Origin of the sequence: Pseudophaeobacter sp. TrK17 (assembly GCF_042192375.1) — a bacterium.
Lineage (GTDB): Bacteria > Pseudomonadota > Alphaproteobacteria > Rhodobacterales > Rhodobacteraceae > Pseudophaeobacter.
Window position 1 is genome coordinate 481,030 of sequence record NZ_CP071700.1, and the last position, 21,478, is coordinate 502,507.

The 21,478-nt window shown below is 60.6% G+C and carries 17 protein-coding genes; 6 read left to right on the top strand and 11 right to left on the bottom strand.

Annotated elements, in window-relative coordinates; genetic code table 11:
• Positions 1 to 20: 20 nt before the first annotated feature.
• Positions 21 to 2,036 (top strand): M3 family metallopeptidase, encoded by a 2,016-nt coding sequence (locus tag JZI28_RS02325; RefSeq protein ID WP_375699109.1) that lies wholly within the window; start codon positions 21 to 23, stop codon positions 2,034 to 2,036.
• Positions 2,037 to 2,182: 146 nt separating this feature from the next.
• On the opposite strand, the gene JZI28_RS02330 is transcribed toward JZI28_RS02325, so the two are convergent.
• From JZI28_RS02330 to JZI28_RS02360, 7 genes are all read right to left on the bottom strand, one after another.
• Positions 2,183 to 3,109 (bottom strand): 2-hydroxyacid dehydrogenase, encoded by a 927-nt coding sequence (locus JZI28_RS02330; protein WP_375699110.1) that lies wholly within the window; start codon positions 3,107 to 3,109, stop codon positions 2,183 to 2,185.
• On the bottom strand, positions 3,106 to 3,516 hold the full coding sequence (locus JZI28_RS02335) for a VOC family protein (protein ID WP_295452566.1): 411 nt from the start codon (positions 3,514 to 3,516) through the stop codon (positions 3,106 to 3,108). The genes JZI28_RS02330 and JZI28_RS02335 overlap by 4 nt, the downstream gene beginning before the upstream one ends.
• 152 nt (positions 3,517 to 3,668) lie before the next feature.
• Entirely contained in the window at positions 3,669 to 4,808 is a 1,140-nt protein-coding gene (gene rodA / locus JZI28_RS02340) for a rod shape-determining protein RodA (protein ID WP_375699111.1), read from the bottom strand.
• Positions 4,805 to 6,751 carry a penicillin-binding protein 2 gene (mrdA, locus tag JZI28_RS02345; protein ID WP_375699112.1) on the bottom strand — a complete coding sequence of 649 codons (1,947 nt, stop codon included), beginning with the start codon at positions 6,749 to 6,751 and terminating at the stop codon, positions 4,805 to 4,807. Before mrdA ends, rodA begins: the two co-directional genes overlap by 4 nt.
• Positions 6,748 to 7,287, bottom strand: coding sequence for a rod shape-determining protein MreD (locus JZI28_RS02350; protein WP_375699113.1), 540 nt, complete (start codon positions 7,285 to 7,287; stop codon positions 6,748 to 6,750). Before JZI28_RS02350 ends, mrdA begins: the two co-directional genes overlap by 4 nt.
• Positions 7,280 to 8,248: a rod shape-determining protein MreC gene (mreC, locus tag JZI28_RS02355; RefSeq protein ID WP_375699114.1), complete on the bottom strand. Its 969-nt coding sequence runs from the start codon at positions 8,246 to 8,248 to the stop codon at positions 7,280 to 7,282. The genes JZI28_RS02350 and mreC overlap by 8 nt, the downstream gene beginning before the upstream one ends.
• Before the next feature lie 64 nt (positions 8,249 to 8,312).
• Positions 8,313 to 9,362 (bottom strand): rod shape-determining protein, encoded by a 1,050-nt coding sequence (locus tag JZI28_RS02360; protein WP_009809486.1) that lies wholly within the window; start codon positions 9,360 to 9,362, stop codon positions 8,313 to 8,315.
• Positions 9,363 to 9,653: 291 nt separating this feature from the next.
• Between JZI28_RS02360 and JZI28_RS02365 the strand changes: the two genes are divergently transcribed.
• Entirely contained in the window at positions 9,654 to 10,442 is a 789-nt protein-coding gene (locus JZI28_RS02365) for a 23S rRNA (adenine(2030)-N(6))-methyltransferase RlmJ (RefSeq protein WP_375699115.1), read from the top strand.
• A gap of 95 nt (positions 10,443 to 10,537) precedes the next feature.
• Here the strand turns inward: JZI28_RS02365 and JZI28_RS02370 are convergent, their stop codons facing one another.
• The gene (locus JZI28_RS02370; protein ID WP_348155199.1) at positions 10,538 to 12,112 is read right to left on the bottom strand and encodes a 2-isopropylmalate synthase; all 1,575 of its coding nucleotides are present in this window, start codon (positions 12,110 to 12,112) and stop codon (positions 10,538 to 10,540) included.
• A 425-nt stretch (positions 12,113 to 12,537) separates the two neighbouring features.
• Positions 12,538 to 13,989 (bottom strand): 2-isopropylmalate synthase, encoded by a 1,452-nt coding sequence (locus tag JZI28_RS02375; RefSeq protein WP_375699116.1) that lies wholly within the window; start codon positions 13,987 to 13,989, stop codon positions 12,538 to 12,540.
• A gap of 195 nt (positions 13,990 to 14,184) precedes the next feature.
• On the opposite strand from JZI28_RS02375, the gene JZI28_RS02380 reads away from it, so the two are divergent.
• On the top strand, positions 14,185 to 15,843 hold the full coding sequence (locus JZI28_RS02380; RefSeq protein ID WP_375699117.1) for an NAD+ synthase: 1,659 nt from the start codon (positions 14,185 to 14,187) through the stop codon (positions 15,841 to 15,843).
• A gap of 195 nt (positions 15,844 to 16,038) precedes the next feature.
• On the top strand, positions 16,039 to 17,349 hold the full coding sequence (locus JZI28_RS02385; protein WP_375699118.1) for an NAD(P)/FAD-dependent oxidoreductase: 1,311 nt from the start codon (positions 16,039 to 16,041) through the stop codon (positions 17,347 to 17,349).
• A 63-nt stretch (positions 17,350 to 17,412) separates the two neighbouring features.
• Here JZI28_RS02385 and JZI28_RS02390 read toward each other — a convergent pair whose 3' ends face one another.
• Positions 17,413 to 18,345: an MBL fold metallo-hydrolase gene (locus JZI28_RS02390; RefSeq protein ID WP_375699119.1), complete on the bottom strand. Its 933-nt coding sequence runs from the start codon at positions 18,343 to 18,345 to the stop codon at positions 17,413 to 17,415.
• Between the two features lie 353 nt (positions 18,346 to 18,698).
• On the opposite strand from JZI28_RS02390, the gene gltX reads away from it, so the two are divergent.
• Positions 18,699 to 20,024 (top strand): glutamate--tRNA ligase, encoded by a 1,326-nt coding sequence (gltX, locus tag JZI28_RS02395; protein ID WP_375699120.1) that lies wholly within the window; start codon positions 18,699 to 18,701, stop codon positions 20,022 to 20,024.
• Between the two features lie 253 nt (positions 20,025 to 20,277).
• Here gltX and JZI28_RS02400 read toward each other — a convergent pair whose 3' ends face one another.
• Entirely contained in the window at positions 20,278 to 20,847 is a 570-nt protein-coding gene (locus tag JZI28_RS02400) for a gamma-glutamylcyclotransferase family protein (RefSeq protein WP_375699121.1), read from the bottom strand.
• A gap of 106 nt (positions 20,848 to 20,953) precedes the next feature.
• Between JZI28_RS02400 and JZI28_RS02405 the strand changes: the two genes are divergently transcribed.
• On the top strand, positions 20,954 to 21,433 hold the full coding sequence (locus JZI28_RS02405; RefSeq protein ID WP_295453367.1) for an Rrf2 family transcriptional regulator: 480 nt from the start codon (positions 20,954 to 20,956) through the stop codon (positions 21,431 to 21,433).
• Positions 21,434 to 21,478 lie beyond the last annotated feature (45 nt).

The following is a 21,478-nucleotide window of genomic DNA, read 5'->3' on the forward strand; positions in this document are numbered from 1 at the left end:
GCGGCCAAAGGAGTTTTGACATGTCCAACCCCCTCTTGGTCCCCTGGGACACCGCTTTTGAAATTGCCCCCTTTGATCAGATTACTGACGCGGATTTTGCGCCCGCGTTGGATCAGGCTTTGGCGCAGCATCAGGCCTGGATCAAGGAAATCGCAGAGACCCCAGAGCCGGCCACATTTGCCAATGTGATCGAGGCCCTGGAGACGCCGGTGCAGGCGCTGGAGCAGGTTCTGTCGGTTTTTTACACCGTGGCGGGCGCAGACAGCAATCCAGAGCGGCAGGCGCTGCAGCGGCAGTTTTCCCCAAAACTGGCCGCGCATTTTTCATCCATTACCGCGAATAAGGCGCTGTATGCGCGCATCAAGCAGGTTTGGGATCAGCGCGACAGTCTGGATCTCAGCGCTGAGCAGCAGCGGGTTTTGATGCTCACCCATCGTGGCTTTTTGCGCGGTGGCGCGGCGCTGGAAGGCGCGGCTGACACCCGCATGCAGGAGATCAAGGGGCGGCTGGCCACCCTGGGCACCGAGTTCACTCAGAACCTTTTGGCGGATGAGCGCGACTGGTACATGGAACTGGGCGAAGAGGACCTTGAAGGTTTGCCGGATTTTGTGGTGGATGCCGCACGTGCCGCCGGACAGGAGAAAGAGGCCGCTGGCCCCGTTGTGACCCTGTCGCGCTCGATCATTACGCCATTTCTGCAGTTTTCACCCCGCCGAGATCTGCGGCAAAAGGCCTTTGCAGCCTTCACAGCGCGCGGCGCCAACGGGGGGGAGACGGATAACCGCGCCATCGCCGCCGAGATCCTTGCCTTGCGTGCCGAACGGGCGGCGCTACTGGGCTATGACAGCTTTGCTGACTACAAGCTGGAAACCGAAATGGCCAAAACCCCGGACGCGGTGCGCGGCCTGTTGATGGATGTTTGGCAGCCTGCCGTGGCGCGGGCAAATGCGGATGCGGAAATTCTGGCGCAGATGATGCATGAGGATGGTATCAACGGCGAGTTGGAGCCCTGGGACTGGCGTTACTACGCCGAGAAGCGGCGCAAGGTGGAGCATGATTTGGATGAGGCGGAACTGAAGCCCTATCTGCAACTGGACCGGATGATCGAGGCCAGCTTTGCCTGCGCCAACCGTTTGTTTGGGCTGGAGTTCACACCGCTGGATGTGCCGCTTTATCATGCGGATTGCCGCGCCTGGGAGGTCACCCGCGATGGCAAACACCTGGCGGTGTTTATTGGCGACTATTTTGCCCGTGGCTCCAAACGCTCTGGGGCCTGGTGTTCTGCCATGCGCGCCCAGGCTCATTTCCCCAAAGTAACCAGCCCGATCGTGATCAATGTCTGCAACTTTGCCAAGGCTGAGCCGGCATTGTTGTCCTGGGATGACGCCCGCACCCTGTTCCATGAGTTTGGCCATGCGCTGCATCAGATGTTGTCGAATGTGCGCTACGAGAGCATTTCCGGCACCTCGGTTGCGCGTGATTTTGTCGAGCTGCCCAGCCAGCTATATGAGCACTGGCTGGAAGTGCCCGAGGTCTTGCGTGAATTTGCCACCCATGCCGAGACCGGCGAAGCCATGCCACCTGTGTTACTGAACAAGGTTCTGGGGGCCTCGACCTACGATATGGGATTCCAGACGGTTGAATATGTTGCCTCGGCTCTGGTTGATCTGGCCTTTCATGAAGGCGCGGCGCCTGAGGATGTGATGGCAAAACAAGCGGAGGTTCTGGCAGAAATTGGCATGCCCCCTGCGATCAAAATGCGCCATGCGACCCCCCAGTTTGCCCATGTCTTTTCTGGCGATGGCTATTCTTCGGGGTATTACAGCTACATGTGGTCCGAGGTCATGGATGCAGATGCCTTTGCTGCCTTTGAAGAGGCTGGCGGTGCCTTTGATCCCGAGCGCGCCCAGGCGCTGGAGACCCATATCCTCTCTACTGGTGGATCGGTGGATCCGGTGGATTTGTACACCGCGTTTCGCGGGCGTCTGCCTGGGGTGGAGGCCCTGCTGAAAGGGCGCGGGCTGGTCGAAGCCTAAGGGCAGGAGCGAGCCGGGGCAGGGGGCGCTGCCCCCGGTCTGCGACCTCCCCCGAGGTATTTTCTGTAAGATGAATTGGGGGAGGGAGTTGCCGTTGCCCGTGTTTGTAGCCCGTGTTGGTAGCGGGTGTTTGCCGCTTGGGTGGATCAGTAGCCGAGCTGACGATTGACCTGGTTGAGAAAGGGTCGGCTGCTTTCGCCGCGATGGATGTTTTTGGCAATCATCTGTGCGGCTGTCAGCGGCCGCGTTTCTGCGGCGATATGGGGCGTGACCGTGATGCGTGGGTGAGGCCAGAAGGGGTGGTCCATTGGGAGGGGCTCCTGACGGAAAACATCTAGGGTGGCATGGGCGATTTGTCCACTGTCCAGGGCTGCCAGCAGGGCTGCGTCGTCGATCAGGGGGCCGCGGCCGGGATTGATGATGCGTGCGCCTTTGGGCAGCATGGCAAGGGTTTCTGCATTGAGCGTGTTTTCTGTTGCAGCGGTTTCCGGCAGCAGCAGTATGAGGATCTGCGCCTGTTGCAGGGCGTTTTGAAAGCCTTCGGTGCCATGTTCACAGGTGATCCCGGCGATAGATTTGGCGGAGCGTGACCAGCCGGTGACTGGAAAGCCGAGCTGGGCCAGGGTCGTGGCGCAGGCGGTTCCGAGAGCGCCGAGACCAAGCAGGGTGACCGGGCGCTCCTGGGCCAGGGGCGGCACCACCGGGTCCCAGCGGTCCTGGGTATTGAGGCTGCGATCTAGATCCAGGTGATAGCGCAGCACATGGCCTGTGACCCATTCCACCATTCCGGCGGTCAGGCCGGGGTCAACCATGCGGCACAGCGGCTGGGTAAGGGTTGTGTTGCCGGTGATTTTCTCCACCCCGGCCCAGAGGCTGAGCACAGCCTTGCAGGCGGTATAGCTGGTAAAATCCTGCAGGTCAGAATTGGGCGCATAGATCACATAGTCCACCTCTGCTGCCGGGTGATCCTGGCGTAGATCCACCTGCAGCCCGGCCTGGGAAAAGGCAGCTTTCAGCGGGGCCTGGTAGCTTTCCCAGCGTTCGGGGCGGGCGGCAAACTGAACCTTGATCATGTGGCAAATACTCCGGTCATGTCCTTGAAGCCCTTGATTTCAATTGGATTGCCGGCTGGGTCATGGAAAAACATGGTGCTTTGCTCGCCGGGCTCGCCAGCAAACCGTGTCACTGGCGCCAGGGTGAAGTCAAGCCGAGCTGCGGTCAGCTGGTCCGCCAGGGCCTGCCAGTCCTTCTGCGGCAGGATCACCCCAAGGTGGGGCATGGGGACCATGTGGTCACCGACCTTGCCGGTCTTGCTGGTGGCAAAGACCGGACCGAGATGCAGGGAGATCTGGTGACCAAAGAAGTTGAAATCGACCCAGGTGTCGGTGCTGCGTCCCTCGACACATCCCAACAGGCCGCCATAAAAGGCGCGGGCCTTGTCCAGGTCATCTACGTGGTAGGCGAGGTGAAAGATGCTCATGTTGCGGGCTCCTGATTGGGCGCTTTTGGTTCGGGCCGATGGGTGATGCAGTCGACACCTGGGGGTTACAATTTGCTGCCGGGGGGCAATTTCTGCAGGATGGAGTAGGCGCTGAACTGTGTGCAGCAGATCCTGTAGGGCGGCGGGGTGGATTAGCGCGGGCGGTGAATATTGGCGCTTTGCACCAGACCAAAGGCCGCCAGCAGCACCAGCATCGCCGAGCCGCCATAAGAGACCAGCGGCAGCGGCACCCCGACCACCGGCGCCAACCCCATGACCATCGACATATTCACGGCAAAGAACAAAAAGAAAGTCAGCGCGACGCCGAGGCTCACCAAAGAGGAGAAGCGATCTTTGGCCGCCAGCGCGGTGGCTACACAAAACACGATGATCAGCACATAGAGGCTCAGCAGGGTGAGCCCGCCGATAAAGCCGAACTCTTCGGCCAGGGTGGTGAAGATGAAATCGGTGTGTTTTTCCGGCAGGAAGTTCAGCCGCGATTGGGTGCCCTGCATGTAGCCGCGCCCGGACCAGCCGCCGGACCCCAGGGCGATTTTGGACTGGGTGATATGATAACCTGCGCCCAGGGGGTCTTGTGACGGGTCGAGGAAGGTGTCGATGCGCAGATATTGATAATTCTTCAGCAGCTGCCAGTCGGTGCCGCGGCTTTGAAAGACAGCCGCCACCAGGCCGAGACCGGCGGCGATGACGGCGGTGAAATAGGCCCAGTGTACTCCGGCCAGAAACATCACCCCACCGCCGGCTGCCATCAGCAGGATCGAGGTCCCGAGGTCAGGCTGGCGCAGCACCAGGAAGGTGGGGAACAGGATCATCAGCACCGGTACCAAGACCCAGACCGGGCGCGAGCTGCGTTCAGCTGGCAGCCAGTCGTAATAGGCCGCCAGCAACATAACCAGAGTGATCTTCATCAGCTCAGAGGGCTGCAATCGCATAAACCCCAGGTCGATCCAGCGCTGCGCCCCCATGCCGACGGTGCCAAAGAACTCAACCGCCAAGAGCAAGACAACGGAGGTCAGATAGGCCAGGATCGAGATGTTTCGCCAGAACCAGATCGGGATCAGGGCCACCACCAGCATCACGCCCATGCCGAGCAAAAAGCGTTTGAACTGCGGTTCGGCCCAGGGGGAAAAGGAGCCGCCCGCCACGGAATAGAGCATCAAAAAGCCGACCCCGGCCACCGAGGCCAGCAACAGGGTCAGCTGCCAGTTCAGGTATAAGATCTTGCGCAGGCCCGAGGGCGTCGATTTGGCGTTATACTCTAGATAACTCATGCGCGGTCACTGTCCGGGTTTTCGGCACGTTTGGCACGCTCGCGCGCTAACCTGTCCTGCTGCGCCTTGATCCGTTTGCGGTCGCCTTTGGGGTAGGCCTCCAGCGGTGGGGTGCCGTCATAAAGCGCTTGCAACATCACATCGCGGGCAATCGGGGCTGCGACGCTGGAGCCACCGCCGCCGTGTTCGACAATCACCGAAACCGCAAATTTGGGGTCGTCAAAGGGGGCAAAGCAGACATAAAGCGCATGGTCCCGGCGCTCCCAGGGCAGATCCTTGTTGCGGATCACCCCGGCGGCGCGCTCGGCGGCGGTGATGTTGCGCACCTGGCTGGTGCCGCTCTTGCCCCCCATGCGCATGCCTTCGGCGATAATGCGCGAGCGGTAGCCGGTGCCGCGCCGGTCATTGCTGACCGAATACATGCCACGGCGAACCATGCGCAGATTGTTTTCATTCAGGCCTAGGCTTTCACCCGCACCTGAGGGTTGCTCAATGCCATCAATGGATTTGATCAGTCGGGGCGACAGGTTGCGCCCGGTGGCCAGTCTGGCGGTCATTACCGCCAGTTGCAGCGGCGAGGCCAGCATAAAGCCCTGGCCGATTGAGGCATTTACGGTATCCCCCACCAGCCATTCCTGGCCTTTTACCCGTGATTTCCAGTCGCGGTTGGGGGCCAGCCCGCTGGCCACCGCTGACATTGGCAAATCGTGACGTACCCCCAACCCCAGCCGATTGGCCATGGCCGAGATCTTGTCGATGCCGACCTTGATCGCAAGGTCATAGTAATACACATCGCAGGATTGCTTGAGCGAGGTGTTGAGGTCGACATGGCCGTGACCAGCGCGTTTCCAGCAGTGGAACCTACGTCCAGAGACCTCTAGGTGGCCGGGGCAATAGACAGTGTCTTCCGGCCCGATCAACCCCTCTTCAAGGGCAGCGAGGGAGGTCACCATCTTGAAGGTCGAACCGGGAGGGTAGGTGCCCTGCACGGTCTTGTTGGCCAATGGCCGGTAGGGATCGTCGGTCAGCATGCGGTAGTCGGCCACTGAGATGCCGCGCACAAATTGGTTGGGGTCAAAACTCGGCGCTGAGGCAATGGCGCGCAGATCGCCGTTTTCACAATCCATCACCACCACGGCGGCGCTTTCTTTGCCGAGCCGCGCCTGGGCATAATTTTGCAGCTCCGTGTCCACTGCCAGCTGCATATCAGCGCCAGCCTGACCTTCTTTGCGGTCCAGCTCGCGCATCACCCGGCCACCGGCGTTGACCTCGATGCGTTTGGCCCCGGCGGTGCCGCGCAGCATGTCTTCGCGCTTGGCCTCAAACCCGACCTTGCCGATCTGAAAGCGCGGAATGCGCAGGATGGGATCAGGCGCTTCCAGTTTGCTGAGATCATAATCCGACACCGGACCTACATAGCCCACCACATGGGCAAAATCATCAAGCTGGGGATAGATCCGGGTCAGGCCCACCTCGGGGGTGATGCCAGGCAGGGCGGGGGCATTCACCGCAACCTTGGAGATGTCCTCCCAATTCAGCTGGTCGGCCAGGGTAATCGGCAGGAAGGGGCGGCCACGGCGAATTTCAGTACGGGCGCGCTCGATGTCCTCGGGCGGCAGGGGGATCAGCTCAGACAGCTTGCCGATGACCTGCTCAACGTCGCCGGCATCTTCGGGGACGATGATAATCCGGTAAGAGGGCGAGTTATGGGCCAACACCCGACCGTTTCGATCAAAGATCTCGCCGCGTGCCGGCGCCAGCAGGCGGATATTGATGCGATTTTCTTCGGCCAGCAGGCGAAACTGGTCCGCCTGGTCGATCTGCAAGTACCGCATCCGTGCGGCCAGCGCCCCCACCAGGCCAAGTTGCATCCCCCCCAGCAGCAGGGCGCGGCGGCTCAGCTTGCGGTGGGCGCCTTCCTGATCTTTGGGGGAACGTCTCATTTTCGGGCTTCCAGAATTTCGGCTTCGGCGGCAGAGAGTTTGCGCACGCCCAGAAGGCTTTGGCTGAACAGGGCCACCAGCGGATAGGAGGCAATTGTGGCAAACATTTCGCTCCCAGACAAGCTCAGCGGGGCGCGGGGAATGGCAAAGATGGACAGGGTCAGGCGGTTTAGCAAGGTGATGACGGTGATCACCAGGGCAACCGAAAGCCATTCCGCGATAAAGGTGGTTTCATGCTGTGGCTGCGCGCGCGCGCGCAGGAATTCGCAGCCCAGCACCACCAGCAGGGTCAACAAACCGGGCGGGCGTTGAAACAGCAGATCGGCGATCAGCAGCACCGGAATCAGAAGCAGCACCGGCACATAGTCGGGGCGGCGCAGCGACCAGGCCATGGCGAGGCAAATAATCAGATCCGGCGGCGCCCAGCTGCGGACCTGGGTGTTCAGGGGCAGCAGGTGAAAGAAGATGACCACAAAGGCAAGCGCTGCAAAACCAACCCGCATGAGATGAATTCTACCGGGGGTAACCTCAGCCATTGTCGGCTCCGTTTCCACTGGGAGCGACCGCCCCGTCGGCGGGGCTATTTGTGGTGCCAAGCTCAAGATCGCCGGGACGGGATCTGGGGGTATTGGCGCCGGGGGCCGGGACGATCAGCCCGCCGGGATCGCGGATGACCTGGGTGCCATGATGGCGCAGGACCCGCAGAAACTCCAGCCGTTCATAATCTGCCGACAGCCGCACCCGCATGCGGCCACTGCGATCCAGCGTTGCCTGCCCGACAAGCAGACCGGCGGGAAAAACATCGCCATCGCCAGAGGTAATCACCCGGTCGCCGGGGCGCACCAGATCATCATTTTCCAAAAAGGTGAGCAGGGGGGCAGTACTGTTGTCGCCTGTCACCAGCGCGGTCTGCCCCGAAGGCTGGATGGTGACGGGCACCGCGCTGGCGGCATCAGTCAACAGCACCACCCTGGCCGTATTGCGCCCGGTGCCGGAAATGCGCCCTACCAGGCCGATGCCATCCATGGTGGCCCAGCCATCCTGGATGCCGTCGCGGGCGCCCACGTTCAAAATCACCGACTGACGAAACGGCGAGCCACTGTCAGCCATGACCACGCCGGTAATAAATGTGAGTTTTGGATCAAGCCGCACGTTGTTCAGATCCAGCAGCCGGGCGTTTTCCTGCTCCAGCTGTAGGGCGGCCTCTTTCCAGGCCCGCATCTGCCGCAACTCAGAACGCAGCTCGCGGTTCTGGTCGCTCAGACGCTGGTAGCTTTGGAAATCCCGGAACAGGTTGATGGCCCCCGTTACCGGCACCATGGCCCAGTCCATATTGGGCACCACCGCGTCGATCAGCTGTGCGCGAAACCGTTCGACCCTTGGGCTGTCGATCCTCCAGACCAGAAACAGTGCAGCCAGACAGAGACAGGCCAGCACCACCAGCAGGCGGCGCAGCGGGGTTGTATAGTCTTCGCGCTGGGAGCGATCTTTGGCCAAGGGGCTCCTTTCCGACGGCTGTCACTGCCCCGCATGGTTCTGCGCGGGCAGGGCAGGTGTTGGCTTAGCTGTCGTAGTCGATGGCGTGGCGCAGCTGCTTTTCGAACTCCAGCGCCTTGCCGGTGCCAAGTGCCACACAGTTCAGGCATTCATCCGCAATCGAGACGGCCAGCCCGGTCTGTTCGCGCAGCGCCAGATCCAGATCCCCCAGCAGCGCACCGCCCCCGGTGAGCATTACGCCCCGGTCGACGATGTCAGCGGCCAGATCCGGCGGTGTTGTTTCGAGTGCGGTCATCACCGCTTCGCAGATCTGCTGTACCGGTTCTGCCAGGGCTTCGGCGACCTGGGCCTGGCTGATTTCGATTTCTTTTGGCACGCCGTTCAGCAGGTCGCGCCCGCGGATCTGCATCGACTGGCCGCGGCCATCGTCGGGCATCCGGGCGGTGCCGATCGAGGTCTTTATCCGTTCGGCGGTGGCTTCGCCGATCAGCAGGTTTTGCTGGCGGCGCAGGTAAGAGATGATGGCTTCGTCCATCCGGTCGCCCCCCACACGCACCGAGCGTGCATAAACGATGTCGCCCAGCGACAGAACCGCAACCTCGGTGGTGCCGCCGCCGATATCAACAACCATGTTGCCGGTGGGGTCGGTGATGGGCATGCCAGCGCCAATGGCAGCGGCAATGGGTTCGGCGATCAGCCCAGCGCGTCCAGCCCCCGCAGACAGCACCGAGGTGCGAATTGCGCGTTTCTCAACTGGGGTGGCACCATGGGGCACACAGACAATGATCTTTGGCTTGCGGGAGAAAGGCGAACGTTTGTGCACCTTGCGAATGAAATGTTTGATCATCTCTTCGGCAGTGTCAAAATCGGCAATCACCCCTTCGCGCATGGGGCGGATCGCCTGAATGCTGCCCGGGGTCCGGCCCAGCATCAGCTTGGCGTCTTCGCCAACTGCCAGAACCTTTTTCACCCCGTCTTTGATGTGATAGGCCACCACAGAGGGTTCCGAAAGGATCACGCCGCGGCCTTTGACATAGACCAGCGTATTTGCGGTGCCGAGGTCGATGGCCATGTCCGTGGTGAACAAACCGCCAAGATTTCCGAAAAGCGCCATAAAAATAGGATCCTATTGAACTGCAACGTGGGGCGACTCCGCGAGGGCCGCAGATCAAGGTCTTATACCAGCGCAGCCCTGCCGCGAAAGGGCGTTTTAAGGTCAACTAGCGCCTTTTCGCCGGCCTGGGCGATATTCTGGGCATCGGACTTGTGCTTTGCTGGCGGCAGGGCAATGGGCAGAGATCGCCGCAAGCAGGCAGGTGCCGAGATCCCGCCGAGATCCCACCGAGCTCCCGCCGGGGGTCTTTCGAGGTTTCGCATGGGGCAATTTCACGCTAAAGCCGGTGCTATGCTATCCTATCAACATATCTATCACGCCGGAAACCTGGCCGATGTGCAGAAACATGCGCTGCTGGCGGTGATTCTGTCCTACCTCACCCGCAAGGACAAACCGGTCAGCTATATCGAAACCCACGCCGGGCGGGGGCTGTACCATCTGGATGCGCCGGAGGCGGTGAAAACCGGCGAGGCGGCGGCGGGCATTGATCGCATTCTGGACGATGGTCTGTTGCCAGCCGAGCATCCGCTGCGCCAGGCGCTGGCGGCCTGTCAGGCGGCACATGGCGATATGGCCTATCCCGGCTCGCCGCTGATTGCCTCGACCCTGCTGCGCCCGCAGGACAGCCTGCATTTTGCCGAGCTGCACCCCGGCGAACATGACGCCCTGCGGCAGGCGCTGCCACGGGGGCGGGCCAAGGTGCATCTGCAGGACGGGTTTGAGCTGGCTCAGTCCCTGGCGCCGCCCACCCCGCGGCGTGGCGTGTTGTTGATTGATCCAAGCTATGAAATCAAAAGCGACTATGGCCGCATCCCCGGCATTATCGCCACTCTGCATCGCAAGTGGAACGTCGGCATTATTGCCCTGTGGTACCCGATCCTGAAGGATGGTGCCCATGGGCCGATGCTGCGGGCGCTGGAAAACCAGAACCTGCCCGGTGCCCTGCGTCACGAGGTGCGGTTTCCACCAGCGCGCGAAGGGCACCGGATGATTGGCTCTGGCATGTTTGTGGTCAATACGCCCTTCGGCACCGAGGCCGAATGCGCCCGCCTGGACGCGCTTTTTGCAGCGCTGAGCTGAGCTGCGGGGTTTTTGCCTGTCGTCGGGTATTTGCACATCATGCGCCACACTGCTGTGCGGCGCATGATGCTGTCACGCTGCCATGAGGCTTACCCTCAGGTGACGTCTTTGTATGAAATCTCGCGGGTGTCGACGCCTTCGCCGACTTTGCCGCGCCGCACGATCACCCGGTTCAGCGCGTTGATATAGGCCTTGGCCGAGGCCACAACCGTATCGGTATTGGCGCTCTCGCCGGTGGCGATGATGCCGTCCTCTTCCAGCCGGACCGAAACAGTGGCTTGGGCATCGGTGCCTTCGGTCACTGCGTTCACCTGATACAGCTGCAAGCGGGCGGTGTTTGGATAGAGCTTGCGGATCGCCTTGAAGGTGGCATCCACAGGGCCGTCGCCGCTTTCCACCGCTGTCAGGTCTTTGCCGTCGATTTCCATCTCAACCGTTGCCTCTGCCGGGCCGCCAGTGCCACAGACAACCTTCATCGAGACCAGCTGCAGATGGTCATTTTCGGCATCCTCACCGACCCGCATGAGGGCGACAATATCGTCGTCAAAGACTTCCTTCTTGCGGTCGGCCAGTTCTTTGAAGCGCACAAACAGATCTTTCAGCTGGTTGTCGCCGACTTCAAACCCCAGAGTGGTGAGCTTGTCGCGCAGGGCCGCGCGGCCCGAGTGTTTGCCAAGCGGCAACGAGGTGCCGGCCAGACCCACATCTTCGGGGCGCATGATCTCAAAGGTTTCCTTGTTCTTGAGCATGCCATCCTGGTGGATGCCGCTTTCATGGGCAAAGGCGTTCTTGCCGACGATGGCCTTGTTGAACTGCACGTTGAACCCCGAAACAGTGGCAACGCGCCGCGAGATATGCATGATCTTGGAGGTGTCGATGCCGGTCACCCAGGGCATGATGTCACTGCGTACTTTCAGCGCCATCACCACCTCTTCGAGCGCGGTATTGCCGGCCCGTTCACCCAGGCCATTGATGGTGCATTCGATCTGACGCGCACCACCGGCCACGGCCGCCAGCGAGTTTGCCGTCGCCATGCCAAGGTCATTGTGACAATGGGTGGCAAAGATCACCTCATCGGCGCCGGGAACTGTTTCGATCAGGCGTTTGATCAGATCAGCACTCTCAGCCGGGGCCGTATAACCGACAGTGTCGGGGATGTTGATGGTGGTCGCACCAGCCTTGATGGCGATCTCGATCACCCGGCACAGGTAGTCCCACTCGGTGCGGGTGGCGTCCATCGGTGACCACTGCACATTGTCCACCAGGTTGCGCGCATGGGTGACGGTTTCGTGGATCTTGTCGGCCATCTCATCCATGGAAAGATTGGGAATGGCGCGGTGCAGCGGCGAGGTGCCGATAAAGGTATGGATGCGCGGTCGCGCAGCGTTGCGCACGGCCTCGGCGCAGCGGTCGATGTCTTTGTAATTGGCACGGGCGAGTCCGCAGATCACCGAATTCTTTGACCGCTCTGCGATTTCGCTCACCGCCTTGAAGTCGCCTTCAGATGCGATGGGAAAGCCGGCTTCGATAATGTCGACGCCCATGTCATCCAGCAGCTCGGCAATCTCGAGTTTTTCGTCATGGGTCATGGTGGCGCCGGGGCTCTGTTCGCCATCACGCAGGGTGGTGTCGAAGATCAGCACGCGACCTTTGTCGGTAACATTTGTCATTTTGAAATCTTTCTAGCTCTGTCCTGAAGTCCATTTCTGGGGGTGTGTTCTGACGCGTAAATCCATTCTCCTCTGAGCGGACGCGCCAAAAGGCACGCTCAGAGGCGGACTAGGAGCAGTAGTAGGGCGCGCAGAGACACAGCACGCGACGCGGCGTTGGTCATGGGGATATCTGCGCAAATGGTCATGGGGTGATTTATACAGAGGCAGGGGTGAATGAAAAGAGAGAATTTTGCTGCTCTGGACAGCGGCAAGGGCCCAATACCGCGGCAACGCTGAGCGGCGTGCTGCTGCCTTACTGTTGCCTTGGGGCAGGTCTTGGCGATGCGGGCTCAACCCGTTGCTGTTGCATCCGCACTGTCAGGCCACGATTGCAGGCCAAGATTGACACGTCGGCACCGATCTTGGCCTTGCCCGATGGGGGCTTAGGTGTCGTCGGCGGTGTTTCCCTCGGCCTCGGCTGCCGATCCATCTGCACTGGGGGGCGCGCCCTTGTCCCATTCGCCACTGACGGTTTGGCCGCTGACATAGGTCATGGTGCCGGCCCCCTGGCGTTTGCCGTTCACAAAGCTGCCGACGTAGACATCTCCGGTGGCATAGGTGGCAGTGCCTGAGCCGGTGATCTTGCCTTCACTCCAGTCGCCTTCATAGGTAAAGCCGTTGGGCATCTCGATCTTGCCTTTGCCATGGCGCTGGCTGTTCACGAAGCTACCGCTGTAGATCGAGCCATCCGCATAGGTGACGCGGGCTTCGCCGTGGCGCTGCCCATCCTTCCAGCCGCCATCATAGCGATAGCCGCTGGCGTCCGTCATGACGCCCTGACCATGGTTGCGGGCATTCTGAAACGCGCCCGTGTAGGTGACCCCATTGGGATAGGTGGCGGTGCCATTGCCTTCGATCACCCCGGCAATCCAGTCGCCTTCATAGGTCGAGCCATCCGGATAGGTGATTTTGCCGGTGCCATGGGACAGATCATCCTGAAACTGCCCCACATAGACCGAGCCATCGGGATAGGTGACGCGGCCATTGCCCTCGATCTGGCCGGCCAGCCAGTCGCCAGTATAGGTATAGCCGTCGGTTTTGGTAAAGGTGCCGGTGCCGTGGCGCAGGTCATCCTGGAACATGCCTTCATAGACGTCGCCATTGGCATGGGTCTGGGTGCCAATCCCCTGGCGCCGCCCCTGGTCGAGCGGACCGGTGTAGACATCGCCGTTGGGCTGGGTGAGGGTGCCGATGCCGTGCATCTGATTGCCGACCCACTCGCCTTCATAGTGCAGCCCGTCGGGCATCTGCAATGTGCCGGTGCCATGCAGCAAACCATCGACAATATCGCCCTGATAGGTGGCGCCATCGGGATAGGTAATGGTGGCGGTCCCCTCTTTGCGTCCTTCGATCCAATCCCCGTCGTATTCATAGCCGCCGGGGTTTTGCATCACCCCTTTGCCCTGGTGCTCCCCCTGCACAAAGCTGCCCTCATAGCGCACCCCATTGGCATAGACTGCGACGCCCTGGCCATTGATGACGCCGGCCATCCATTCGCCCTCATAGGTGCCGCCATCCGAGAGCGTGATCTTGCCCAGACCTTCGGGTTTTCCCTTGACGAACTCGCCTTCATAGACGGCGCCATTGGGAAAGCGTGCAACCCCCTGGCCGAGAATTTCCCCATCGACCCAGTCGCCAGAGTATTCATAGCCATTGGGCAGGCGATAGGTGCCGGTGCCATGCTGCACGCCGCCGCGGAAGGTGCCCTCATAGACCCCGCCGATTTCGTCCTCACTGGTGATGATGGTGCCATCCTGGGCCCAGAGGGGGCTGCCGGTGGCGCTGGCCAGGGTCAGAAAGGAAAGGATCGCAAGCGTTCTGCTGTAACCGGTCATAAAAACCTCTGTCTTACCTGTGCCAGTCTGAAACCAGCGCGGGATTTGCGTTTGCCAATGGGTGACTTCTGGGCGACTTGCTAGGAAACTAAGCGAGCAACACGCGTGTCGCAATGTCTTTTGCACTCGGCCCTTTTCCTTGGCTCCTGATCTGATAAACGACTTGCAACATGTTTTGCAAAGGGCTTGTGCAGAATGGCTAATCGTTTCCGGGTGACACTGGCGCAATTGAATCCCACCGTCGGGGATCTTGTTGGCAATGCTGCAAAGGCGCGGGCGGCCTGGGCCGAGGGGCGCAAGGCCGGGGCCGATCTGGTGGCGCTGCCGGAGATGTTTCTGACCGGCTATAATACTCAGGATCTGGTGATGAGGCCAGTGTTCCAACAGGCCGCTATGGCCGCCGCCGAACAGCTGGCACAGGACTGCGCTGATGGTCCGGCGCTGGCAATTGGCTGTCCCTGGGTCGACGGGGATAAGCTCTTTAATGCCTATTTGATCCTCAAGGACGGCAAGATTTCTTCGCAGTGTCTGAAGCACCATTTGCCCAATGAAACCGTGTTTGACGAGGTGCGGATTTTTGATGTGGGGCCTCTGGGCGGTCCTTATGCGGTGGGCGATACCCGCATTGGTTCGCCGATCTGCGAAGATGGCTGGCACGAGGACGTGGCGGAAACTCTGGAAGAGACCGGCGCTGAATTCCTGCTGATTCCCAATGGCTCGCCCTATTACCGCAACAAGATGGAAGTGCGGCAGAATCACATGGTGGCCCGCGCGGTAGAGACGGGCCTGCCGGTGATCTATCTCAATCTGGTTGGCGGTCAGGATGACCAGGTCTTTGATGGCGGCACATTTGTGTTGAATCCCGGCGGGGCTCTGGCGCTGCAAATGCCGGTGTTTGACGAGGCAATAACCCAGCTGGATCTGCAGCGCACCCCCGACGGCTGGCGCGCTGTTGAGGGCGAAAAGGCCCATCTGCCCGATGAATGGGAGCAGGACTATCGCACCATGGTCGAATCCTTACGTGACTACATGGGTAAGACCGGGTTCAAAAAGGCGCTGTTGGGGCTGTCGGGCGGGGTGGATTCCGCCATTGTTGCCGCCATTGCCGTGGATGCGATTGGCGCCGAAAATGTGCGCTGTGTGATGCTGCCCTCTGAATACACCAGCCGGGAATCGCTGGATGACGCCGAGGCCGTGGCCGAAGCCCTGGGGGTGCATTACGATTATGTGCCCATTGCCGAAGGCCGCAGTGCCATCTCAAACACGCTGGCGCCGCTGTTTGCCGGGCGCGATGAAGACCTCACCGAGGAAAACATCCAGTCCCGCCTGCGGGGGCTGTTGCTGATGGCGATGTCGAACAAGTTTGGCGAGATGCTGCTCACCACCGGCAATAAATCCGAAGTGGCCGTTGGCTATGCGACCATTTATGGCGACATGAACGGTGGCTACAACCCGATCAAGGATCTCTATAAAACCCGGGTGTTTGAAACTTGCCGCTGGCGCAATGGCAATCACCGCCCCTGGATGATGGGGCCGGCAGGTGAGGTGATCCGCCCCAATGTGATCGACAAACCGCCCTCGGCTGAATTGCGCGACGACCAGAAAGACAGCGATAGCCTGCCGGACTACCCCGAGCTGGACGCCATTCTGGAGATTCTGGTCGATCAGGACGGCTCAATCGCGGATTGTGTGGCCAAAGGTTTCGCGCGCGAAACAGCCAAGCGGGTCGAGCATCTGATTTATATCAGTGAATACAAACGCTTTCAGTCGGCCCCGGGTGCACGGCTGTCTCCACGCGCCTTTTGGCTTGATCGGCGCTACCCTATTGTCAATCGTTTTCGTGACTCTTCTTAACTATTATATTGAGACCAGGCCGCGTGATCTTGGTGCTTTGGCACCTGATTTGGCCTGATTTTATTCGCTTCACACAAAAAGCTATGTCCCAAGAGTGCCAACCATGCGTCCGAAAAATCACATTTTGTTCCCGGCCTGCCGGGGGGCTGTTTTGTCCTCTGGACCAAAAGCCAGCGGCGCGGCATAGACCATCTCATGCCTGGACCTAAGCTGCCCTATTTCCAAGCCGATCTTGCCCTGCCCAAACGCGTTGATGCGGTTGTTGTTGGGGGGGGGATCATTGGTGCCTCGACGGCACTTGAACTGGCCGAGCGCGGGGTTTCCGTGTTGCTGTGCGAAAAGGGTCAGATTGCAGGCGAGCAGAGTTCACGCAATTGGGGCTGGGTGCGGATTTCCCAGCGAGACCCGCGCGAGCTGCCACTGATGGCAGAGGCGATGAAAATCTGGGAGGGGCTGGAGGCGCGCACTGGCCATCCCACCGGCTATCAGCGCTCTGGTATTCTCTACACTGCCGAAAGCGGACGCGAAGAGGCAAAGCTGGAAACCTGGGCACCGCATCTGGCGGCGCTGGATCTGCCGGGGCAAATGCTGCGTGGTGATCTGCTGAAGCCGGTGATGCCCGGATATCAGGGCAAAGTGATCTCCGGCTACTACACCCCGCTTGATGGGCGTGCCGAGCCGCAATTGGCCACCCATGCCATTGCGCGGGCAGCGCAGGCCGCAGGGGCCAAGGTGATGACGGAATGCGCGGTGCGCGCGGTTGAAACCGAAGCGGGGCGGGTCAGCAATGTGATTACCGAACGGGGGCGGGTGGCCTGTTCGGCTGTGGTGGTCGCGGGCGGCGCCTGGTCGCGGCTGTTTCTGGGCAATGCGGGGGTTTCCCTGCCGCAGCTCAAGGTCTTGAATTCCGTGCTGCGGACCTCGGCGGTTCAGGATGGGCCGGAAACCGCGATCTGGAGCAATGGCTTTTCGCTGCGCAAGCGGCTGGATGGCGGTTATACCATTGCCAATGGCACAGAAAACATCGTCGATATTGTTCCCGATACGCTGCGCCTGGGGCTGAAATTCCTTCCCAGTTATCTGCAGGAATGGCGCTCGCTTCAGCTGCGTCTCACGGGGTCGGGCCGGTGGCGCGAAGAGGCTGCACAGGACCGGCGCTGGACGCCACAGCAGACCACGCCATTTGAAAACGCCCGGGTGCTTGATCCTGCACCGTCGCAAAAGGCGATCAAACAGGGCTGGGAAGCGGCGCAAAGGGCCTTTCCGGTATTGCAAGGTGCCGATGTGGTGCAGAGCTGGGGCGGGTTGATTGATGTCACCCCGGATGCAGTGCCCGTGATTTCGCAGGTGGATGATCTGCCCGGGTTGTTTGTCTCCACCGGATACAGCGGCCATGGGTTTGGCATCGGTCCGGCGGCGGGACGTCTGACAGCGGATCTGGTCACCGGGGATGCGCCCGTGGTGGACCCACATGAATTCCGCCTGTCGCGGTTTTGGAAAAAATAGATCAGGAGCTGCCACGGCGTTTGCCGGACAGCTCCTTTCGTTTTATTCGAGTTTTGTTTGGGTTTAGCCCATCATCTGATAGCTGACAGGCACAAAGCGGAAACCGGAGCCGCGTGTTTCCACATAGCCGGCCGCCGGGAAGGGCATGTGGTAGCCAATCATCGGCGTGCGGGTGCTGGCGAGCATATCGAGGATTTTCCGCCGCGCGCCGGTCGCGGCCTCTTTGTCCATGTCGAACTTCACTTCCCAGTCCGGGTGGGCAAAGGACCAGACATAGTGATTGGCCAGATCTGCGGTCAGCATCAGCTGCTGCCCGCCGCTGTCCAGCATGTAGCCCATATGGCCGGGGGTATGGCCAAAGCTGGCCACCGCGCTGATCCCGGAAGCAACCGAGGCGCCATCCTCCAGAAACGAGAGCTTTTCGGCAAACGGTGTCACTTTCTTGGCCATCAGATCGCCTATGCGGTTGCCTTCTGCCTGTGTGCCCCAGAAATCAAACTCCTGACGCCCGGTGATATAGCGCGCCTTTGAGAAGGTTTCTGCCCCCGCCGTGGTCATGCCACCGATATGATCCGGGTGCATATGGGTGAGCACAACCACGTCGATATCCTGCGGGGTCAGGCCCACCTCGGCCAGCGCCATCTGAATGCCGCCTTGGCCCAGGCCGGTATCAAACAGGATCTTCTCTTGACCAGTGTCGACAAGTGTTGGGGTAAAGAAGAATTGCGCAACGTCGGTGGGAATGAAGTTCTGCGCCGAGGTGGCGGCGAACTCGGCATCACTGGCACCGCCGCCAAAAATCGGCTGCGGATTTTCGACGGGTCGGCTGCCGTCCAGCAATGTGGTGACGGTAAAGTCACCAAGTTTGAAGCTGCGCGTTTGGGACGCGGGTGCTTTGGCCAGCTCGGCGCTGGCACTGGCGCTGCGGGCGGTTGCGGCCAGCGGCAGGGCTGCTGCTGCGGTCAGGGCGGTACGGCGGGTGAATTTTACGGTCATAGGGAAGTCCTTTCTGCCAAGGTGGCGGTGGATTGGATGTCGCCGGTTTGGCGAATTCAAAGGGTCACTTGGAAGGTTCGCGTCTTGATCGTCGCTGAGAGCCTAGCCGAGCATGGCGCAAATCAAAGAGGTTTAAGGCAAACCTCACGCAACTGTGTGTCGGCGTTTTAGGCGGGGGTGCCTTGTAGCTGGGTGTTTTATGGCTCGGGGCGCCGGCCTGTGGCGGGTTTAGTCGGGGCAAAGCATGGCGCATATCTGCGGCGATTGTAGCGGCAGGGATACGGCGCGGCAGGTGGCAAAAACTGGACAAAGCCAGCCCTATGTGAGATGGGCAGGGCAACAGGAGATATCTAATGACAACCACTCGTTTTGCCCCGTCGCCCACTGGATATATCCACGTCGGCAATCTGCGCACCGCGCTGATGAATTTCTTGATCGCCCGCAAGGCCGGCGGAGAGTTCATTCTGCGTATTGATGATACCGACCCTGAGCGCTCGAAGGAAGAATATGTCGATGCGATCAAGCAGGACCTGGAATGGCTTGGCCTGACCTGGGACCGGGTTGAGCGCCAGTCCGAACGGCTGGAGCGCTATGTTGCTGCCGCGGATGAGCTGCGCAGCATTGGCCGCTTTTATGAGGCCTTTGAGACCCCAACCGAGCTGGACCTGAAGCGCAAGAAACAGCTGAACATGGGCAAGCCACCGGTCTATGACCGCGCAGCCCTGGCGCTGTCCGAGGATGAAAAAGCAGCACTGCGGGCGGAACGCGGCGATGGTGTCTGGCGCTTTAAGCTGGACCATGAGCGTATCGAGTGGAAAGACGGCGTACTGGGCGATATCTCGATTGATGCCGCGTCGGTATCCGACCCGGTGCTGATCCGGGGCGATGGTCAGTTCCTGTATACCCTGGCATCGGTGGTGGATGACACCGAAATGGGCGTCACCCATGTGGTGCGGGGATCGGACCATGTGACCAATACCGCCACTCAGATCCAGATCATCAAGGCGCTGGGCGGCGCGGTGCCCGAATTTGCTCATCACTCGTTGTTGACCGGCCCCCAGGGCGAAGCGCTGTCCAAACGGCTTGGCACCCTGGCGCTGCGCGACCTGCGCGAAGCAGGCGTGCAGCCCATGGCATTGCTGAGCCTGATGGCCCGGTTGGGGTCTTCGGATCCGGTTGAAGTGCGCGCTGAGATGGCGGAGCTGGTTGAGGGCTTTGACATCAACCGCTTTGGCGCGGCGCCCACCAAGTTTGATGTGGAGGATCTGTATCCGCTGACCGCACGCTATTTGCAGTCGCTGACGCTGGACCAGGTGCAACCACATGTAGAGGCCCTGGGCGTACCTGCAGACAAGCAAGAGGGCTTTTGGGCAATGGCCAAGGAAAACATCACCACGCTGAAAGATCTGCAGGGCTGGTGGGATCTGTGCCAAAACGGTGCCGCACCGCTGATCGCCGATGAGGATGCGGAATTCATCGCTGAGGCGATGAAACTGCTGCCGGAAGGCCCCTATGATAATGAGAGCTGGAAGAGCTGGACCACCGCAGTGAAAGAGGCCACTGGCCGCAAGGGCAAGGGCTTGTTCATGCCGCTGCGCAAGGCGGTCACCGGGCGCGAACGCGGACCAGACATGAGCGCGCTGTTGGCGCTGATGTCGGTTGTGCAAGCGCGCGGCTAAATCGCGACAAGCGACCTGGCAAACAACCTGGCTAGCGACAGCGCAACAAACAGCAGGCGACCCTAAAGGAGGGTCGCCTTTTTTGTGCGCTGGGACAAGGAAAGGGGGGGCTCCCGCCTGTTCAGCCCCATTCAAAGAATGGGACGACACAGTTGGGCCGGGCGCCGGGCCTTGCCCGGCGCGGTGCGGCGCGCGGAGCGATTGTATCGCGCCTTTTGGGTGTGGCGGAACCTTGGCCTGCCGGGGAAAAGAGCTAGCTCAGCACCTGGGCGTTCAGCTGGGTCAGATGCTGGTCCACCAGCTGCTGCTCGGTGGCGGACAGAACCTGGTGGCGGGGATAGCGTGGCTGTTGCCGGTCGTTCAGGATAGGGGCGTCCCAGCCCGCAGTGCTGGCAAAAAACGCATCCACACCCGCCGTACCAAAGACCTGCAGATGGCCCTGCACCACCACATCAAGGTAGCTCAGCAAGATCGGGTGGCGATGGCTGCCTTGGTTTTGCGCCTCTGTCGGCACCGCATAAAAGGAAATTTCGGTATGATCAGGCAGGGCATGGCGGACTTGTTGATCTGCGGGCAGACGGTCATAGGCAAACTCGCGGTCATCCAGAGCCTGCCAGTCGGCATTCGGGACGGCGGCGATCAACCCGTCGATTTCAACCTGCGGTGCGGGTTCGACGGTGAGAAAGGCCACATCACGCAGGGGGGTATGGCACCAGCTGCGCCGCCAGCCGCGGAGCCGCGCGGGCTGTGGATCCAGGTAGTCGTGGGTGGCGGTGTTTACCAGGCTGCCATAGCCAAAGAAATAAGGAGGGTGGAGCGTCATTTCATCGTCATTCCATTTTTGAAGCCGGGGCAATTGATGTATGTCAAACCGCTTTTTGGCGGGTTGTGCAATAAACCCCTAGCTGAAAGTAGCGGGAGCCAGGATCATGCGCATTACAAAAAGGACCAATATCGCCGTCCGACTGCTGATGTATTGTGCAGCAAACGCGGATCGTTTGGTCACCAAGGCCGAGATCGCCGAGTGTTGCAATATCTCGGAAAACCATCTGGCCCAAGTCATCAACCAGCTGAGCCAGCTTGGCTATCTGCATACCCAGCGCGGGCGCAACGGCGGCATGACCCTGGGGCGTCAACCTGAACAGATCCAGATTGGCGAGGTGTTTCGCGATGTCGAAGGCGCGCTGCCAATGGTGGAGTGTTTTGCCGATGCCGACAACACCTGCCCGCTCTCCAGTGCCTGCCGCCTGAAGGTGGCGCTTGCGGATGCGGCACAGGCTTTTTATGCCTCGCTGGACGACATCACCCTGGAAGCGCTGATCTGCGAAAATCACGACCTGATGCGGATCTTGCAGCCGGTTGCCTGCGCAGGTTCCGCGACAGGTGTCGCGACGGCTGCAGCGGGTTAGGTCTGCCAGAGACATGGCTGGCCAAACCGGGCCTGATTTGGCCTG

What these genes read in the sequence shown, in the direction of transcription:
- JZI28_RS02400 (WP_375699121.1), bottom strand. Translation starts at nt 20,847, where the DNA reads ATGACGCTCCACCCTCCTTATTTCTTTGGCTATGGCAGCCTGGTAAAC.
- JZI28_RS02325 (WP_375699109.1), top strand. Translation starts at nt 21, where the DNA reads ATGTCCAACCCCCTCTTGGTCCCCTGGGACACCGCTTTTGAAATTGCC.
- JZI28_RS02360 (WP_009809486.1), bottom strand. Translation starts at nt 9,362, where the DNA reads ATGGCGCTTTTCGGAAATCTTGGCGGTTTGTTCACCACGGACATGGCC.
- JZI28_RS02375 (WP_375699116.1), bottom strand. Translation starts at nt 13,989, where the DNA reads ATGACCGGTTACAGCAGAACGCTTGCGATCCTTTCCTTTCTGACCCTG.
- mrdA (WP_375699112.1), bottom strand. Translation starts at nt 6,751, where the DNA reads ATGAGACGTTCCCCCAAAGATCAGGAAGGCGCCCACCGCAAGCTGAGC.
- JZI28_RS02380 (WP_375699117.1), top strand. Translation starts at nt 14,185, where the DNA reads ATGGCTAATCGTTTCCGGGTGACACTGGCGCAATTGAATCCCACCGTC.
- JZI28_RS02365 (WP_375699115.1), top strand. Translation starts at nt 9,654, where the DNA reads ATGCTATCCTATCAACATATCTATCACGCCGGAAACCTGGCCGATGTG.
- JZI28_RS02370 (WP_348155199.1), bottom strand. Translation starts at nt 12,112, where the DNA reads ATGACAAATGTTACCGACAAAGGTCGCGTGCTGATCTTCGACACCACC.
- JZI28_RS02330 (WP_375699110.1), bottom strand. Translation starts at nt 3,109, where the DNA reads ATGATCAAGGTTCAGTTTGCCGCCCGCCCCGAACGCTGGGAAAGCTAC.
- gltX (WP_375699120.1), top strand. Translation starts at nt 18,699, where the DNA reads ATGACAACCACTCGTTTTGCCCCGTCGCCCACTGGATATATCCACGTC.
- JZI28_RS02390 (WP_375699119.1), bottom strand. Translation starts at nt 18,345, where the DNA reads ATGACCGTAAAATTCACCCGCCGTACCGCCCTGACCGCAGCAGCAGCC.
- JZI28_RS02350 (WP_375699113.1), bottom strand. Translation starts at nt 7,287, where the DNA reads ATGGCTGAGGTTACCCCCGGTAGAATTCATCTCATGCGGGTTGGTTTT.
- JZI28_RS02335 (WP_295452566.1), bottom strand. Translation starts at nt 3,516, where the DNA reads ATGAGCATCTTTCACCTCGCCTACCACGTAGATGACCTGGACAAGGCC.
- JZI28_RS02385 (WP_375699118.1), top strand. Translation starts at nt 16,039, where the DNA reads ATGCCTGGACCTAAGCTGCCCTATTTCCAAGCCGATCTTGCCCTGCCC.
- rodA (WP_375699111.1), bottom strand. Translation starts at nt 4,808, where the DNA reads ATGAGTTATCTAGAGTATAACGCCAAATCGACGCCCTCGGGCCTGCGC.
- JZI28_RS02405 (WP_295453367.1), top strand. Translation starts at nt 20,954, where the DNA reads ATGCGCATTACAAAAAGGACCAATATCGCCGTCCGACTGCTGATGTAT.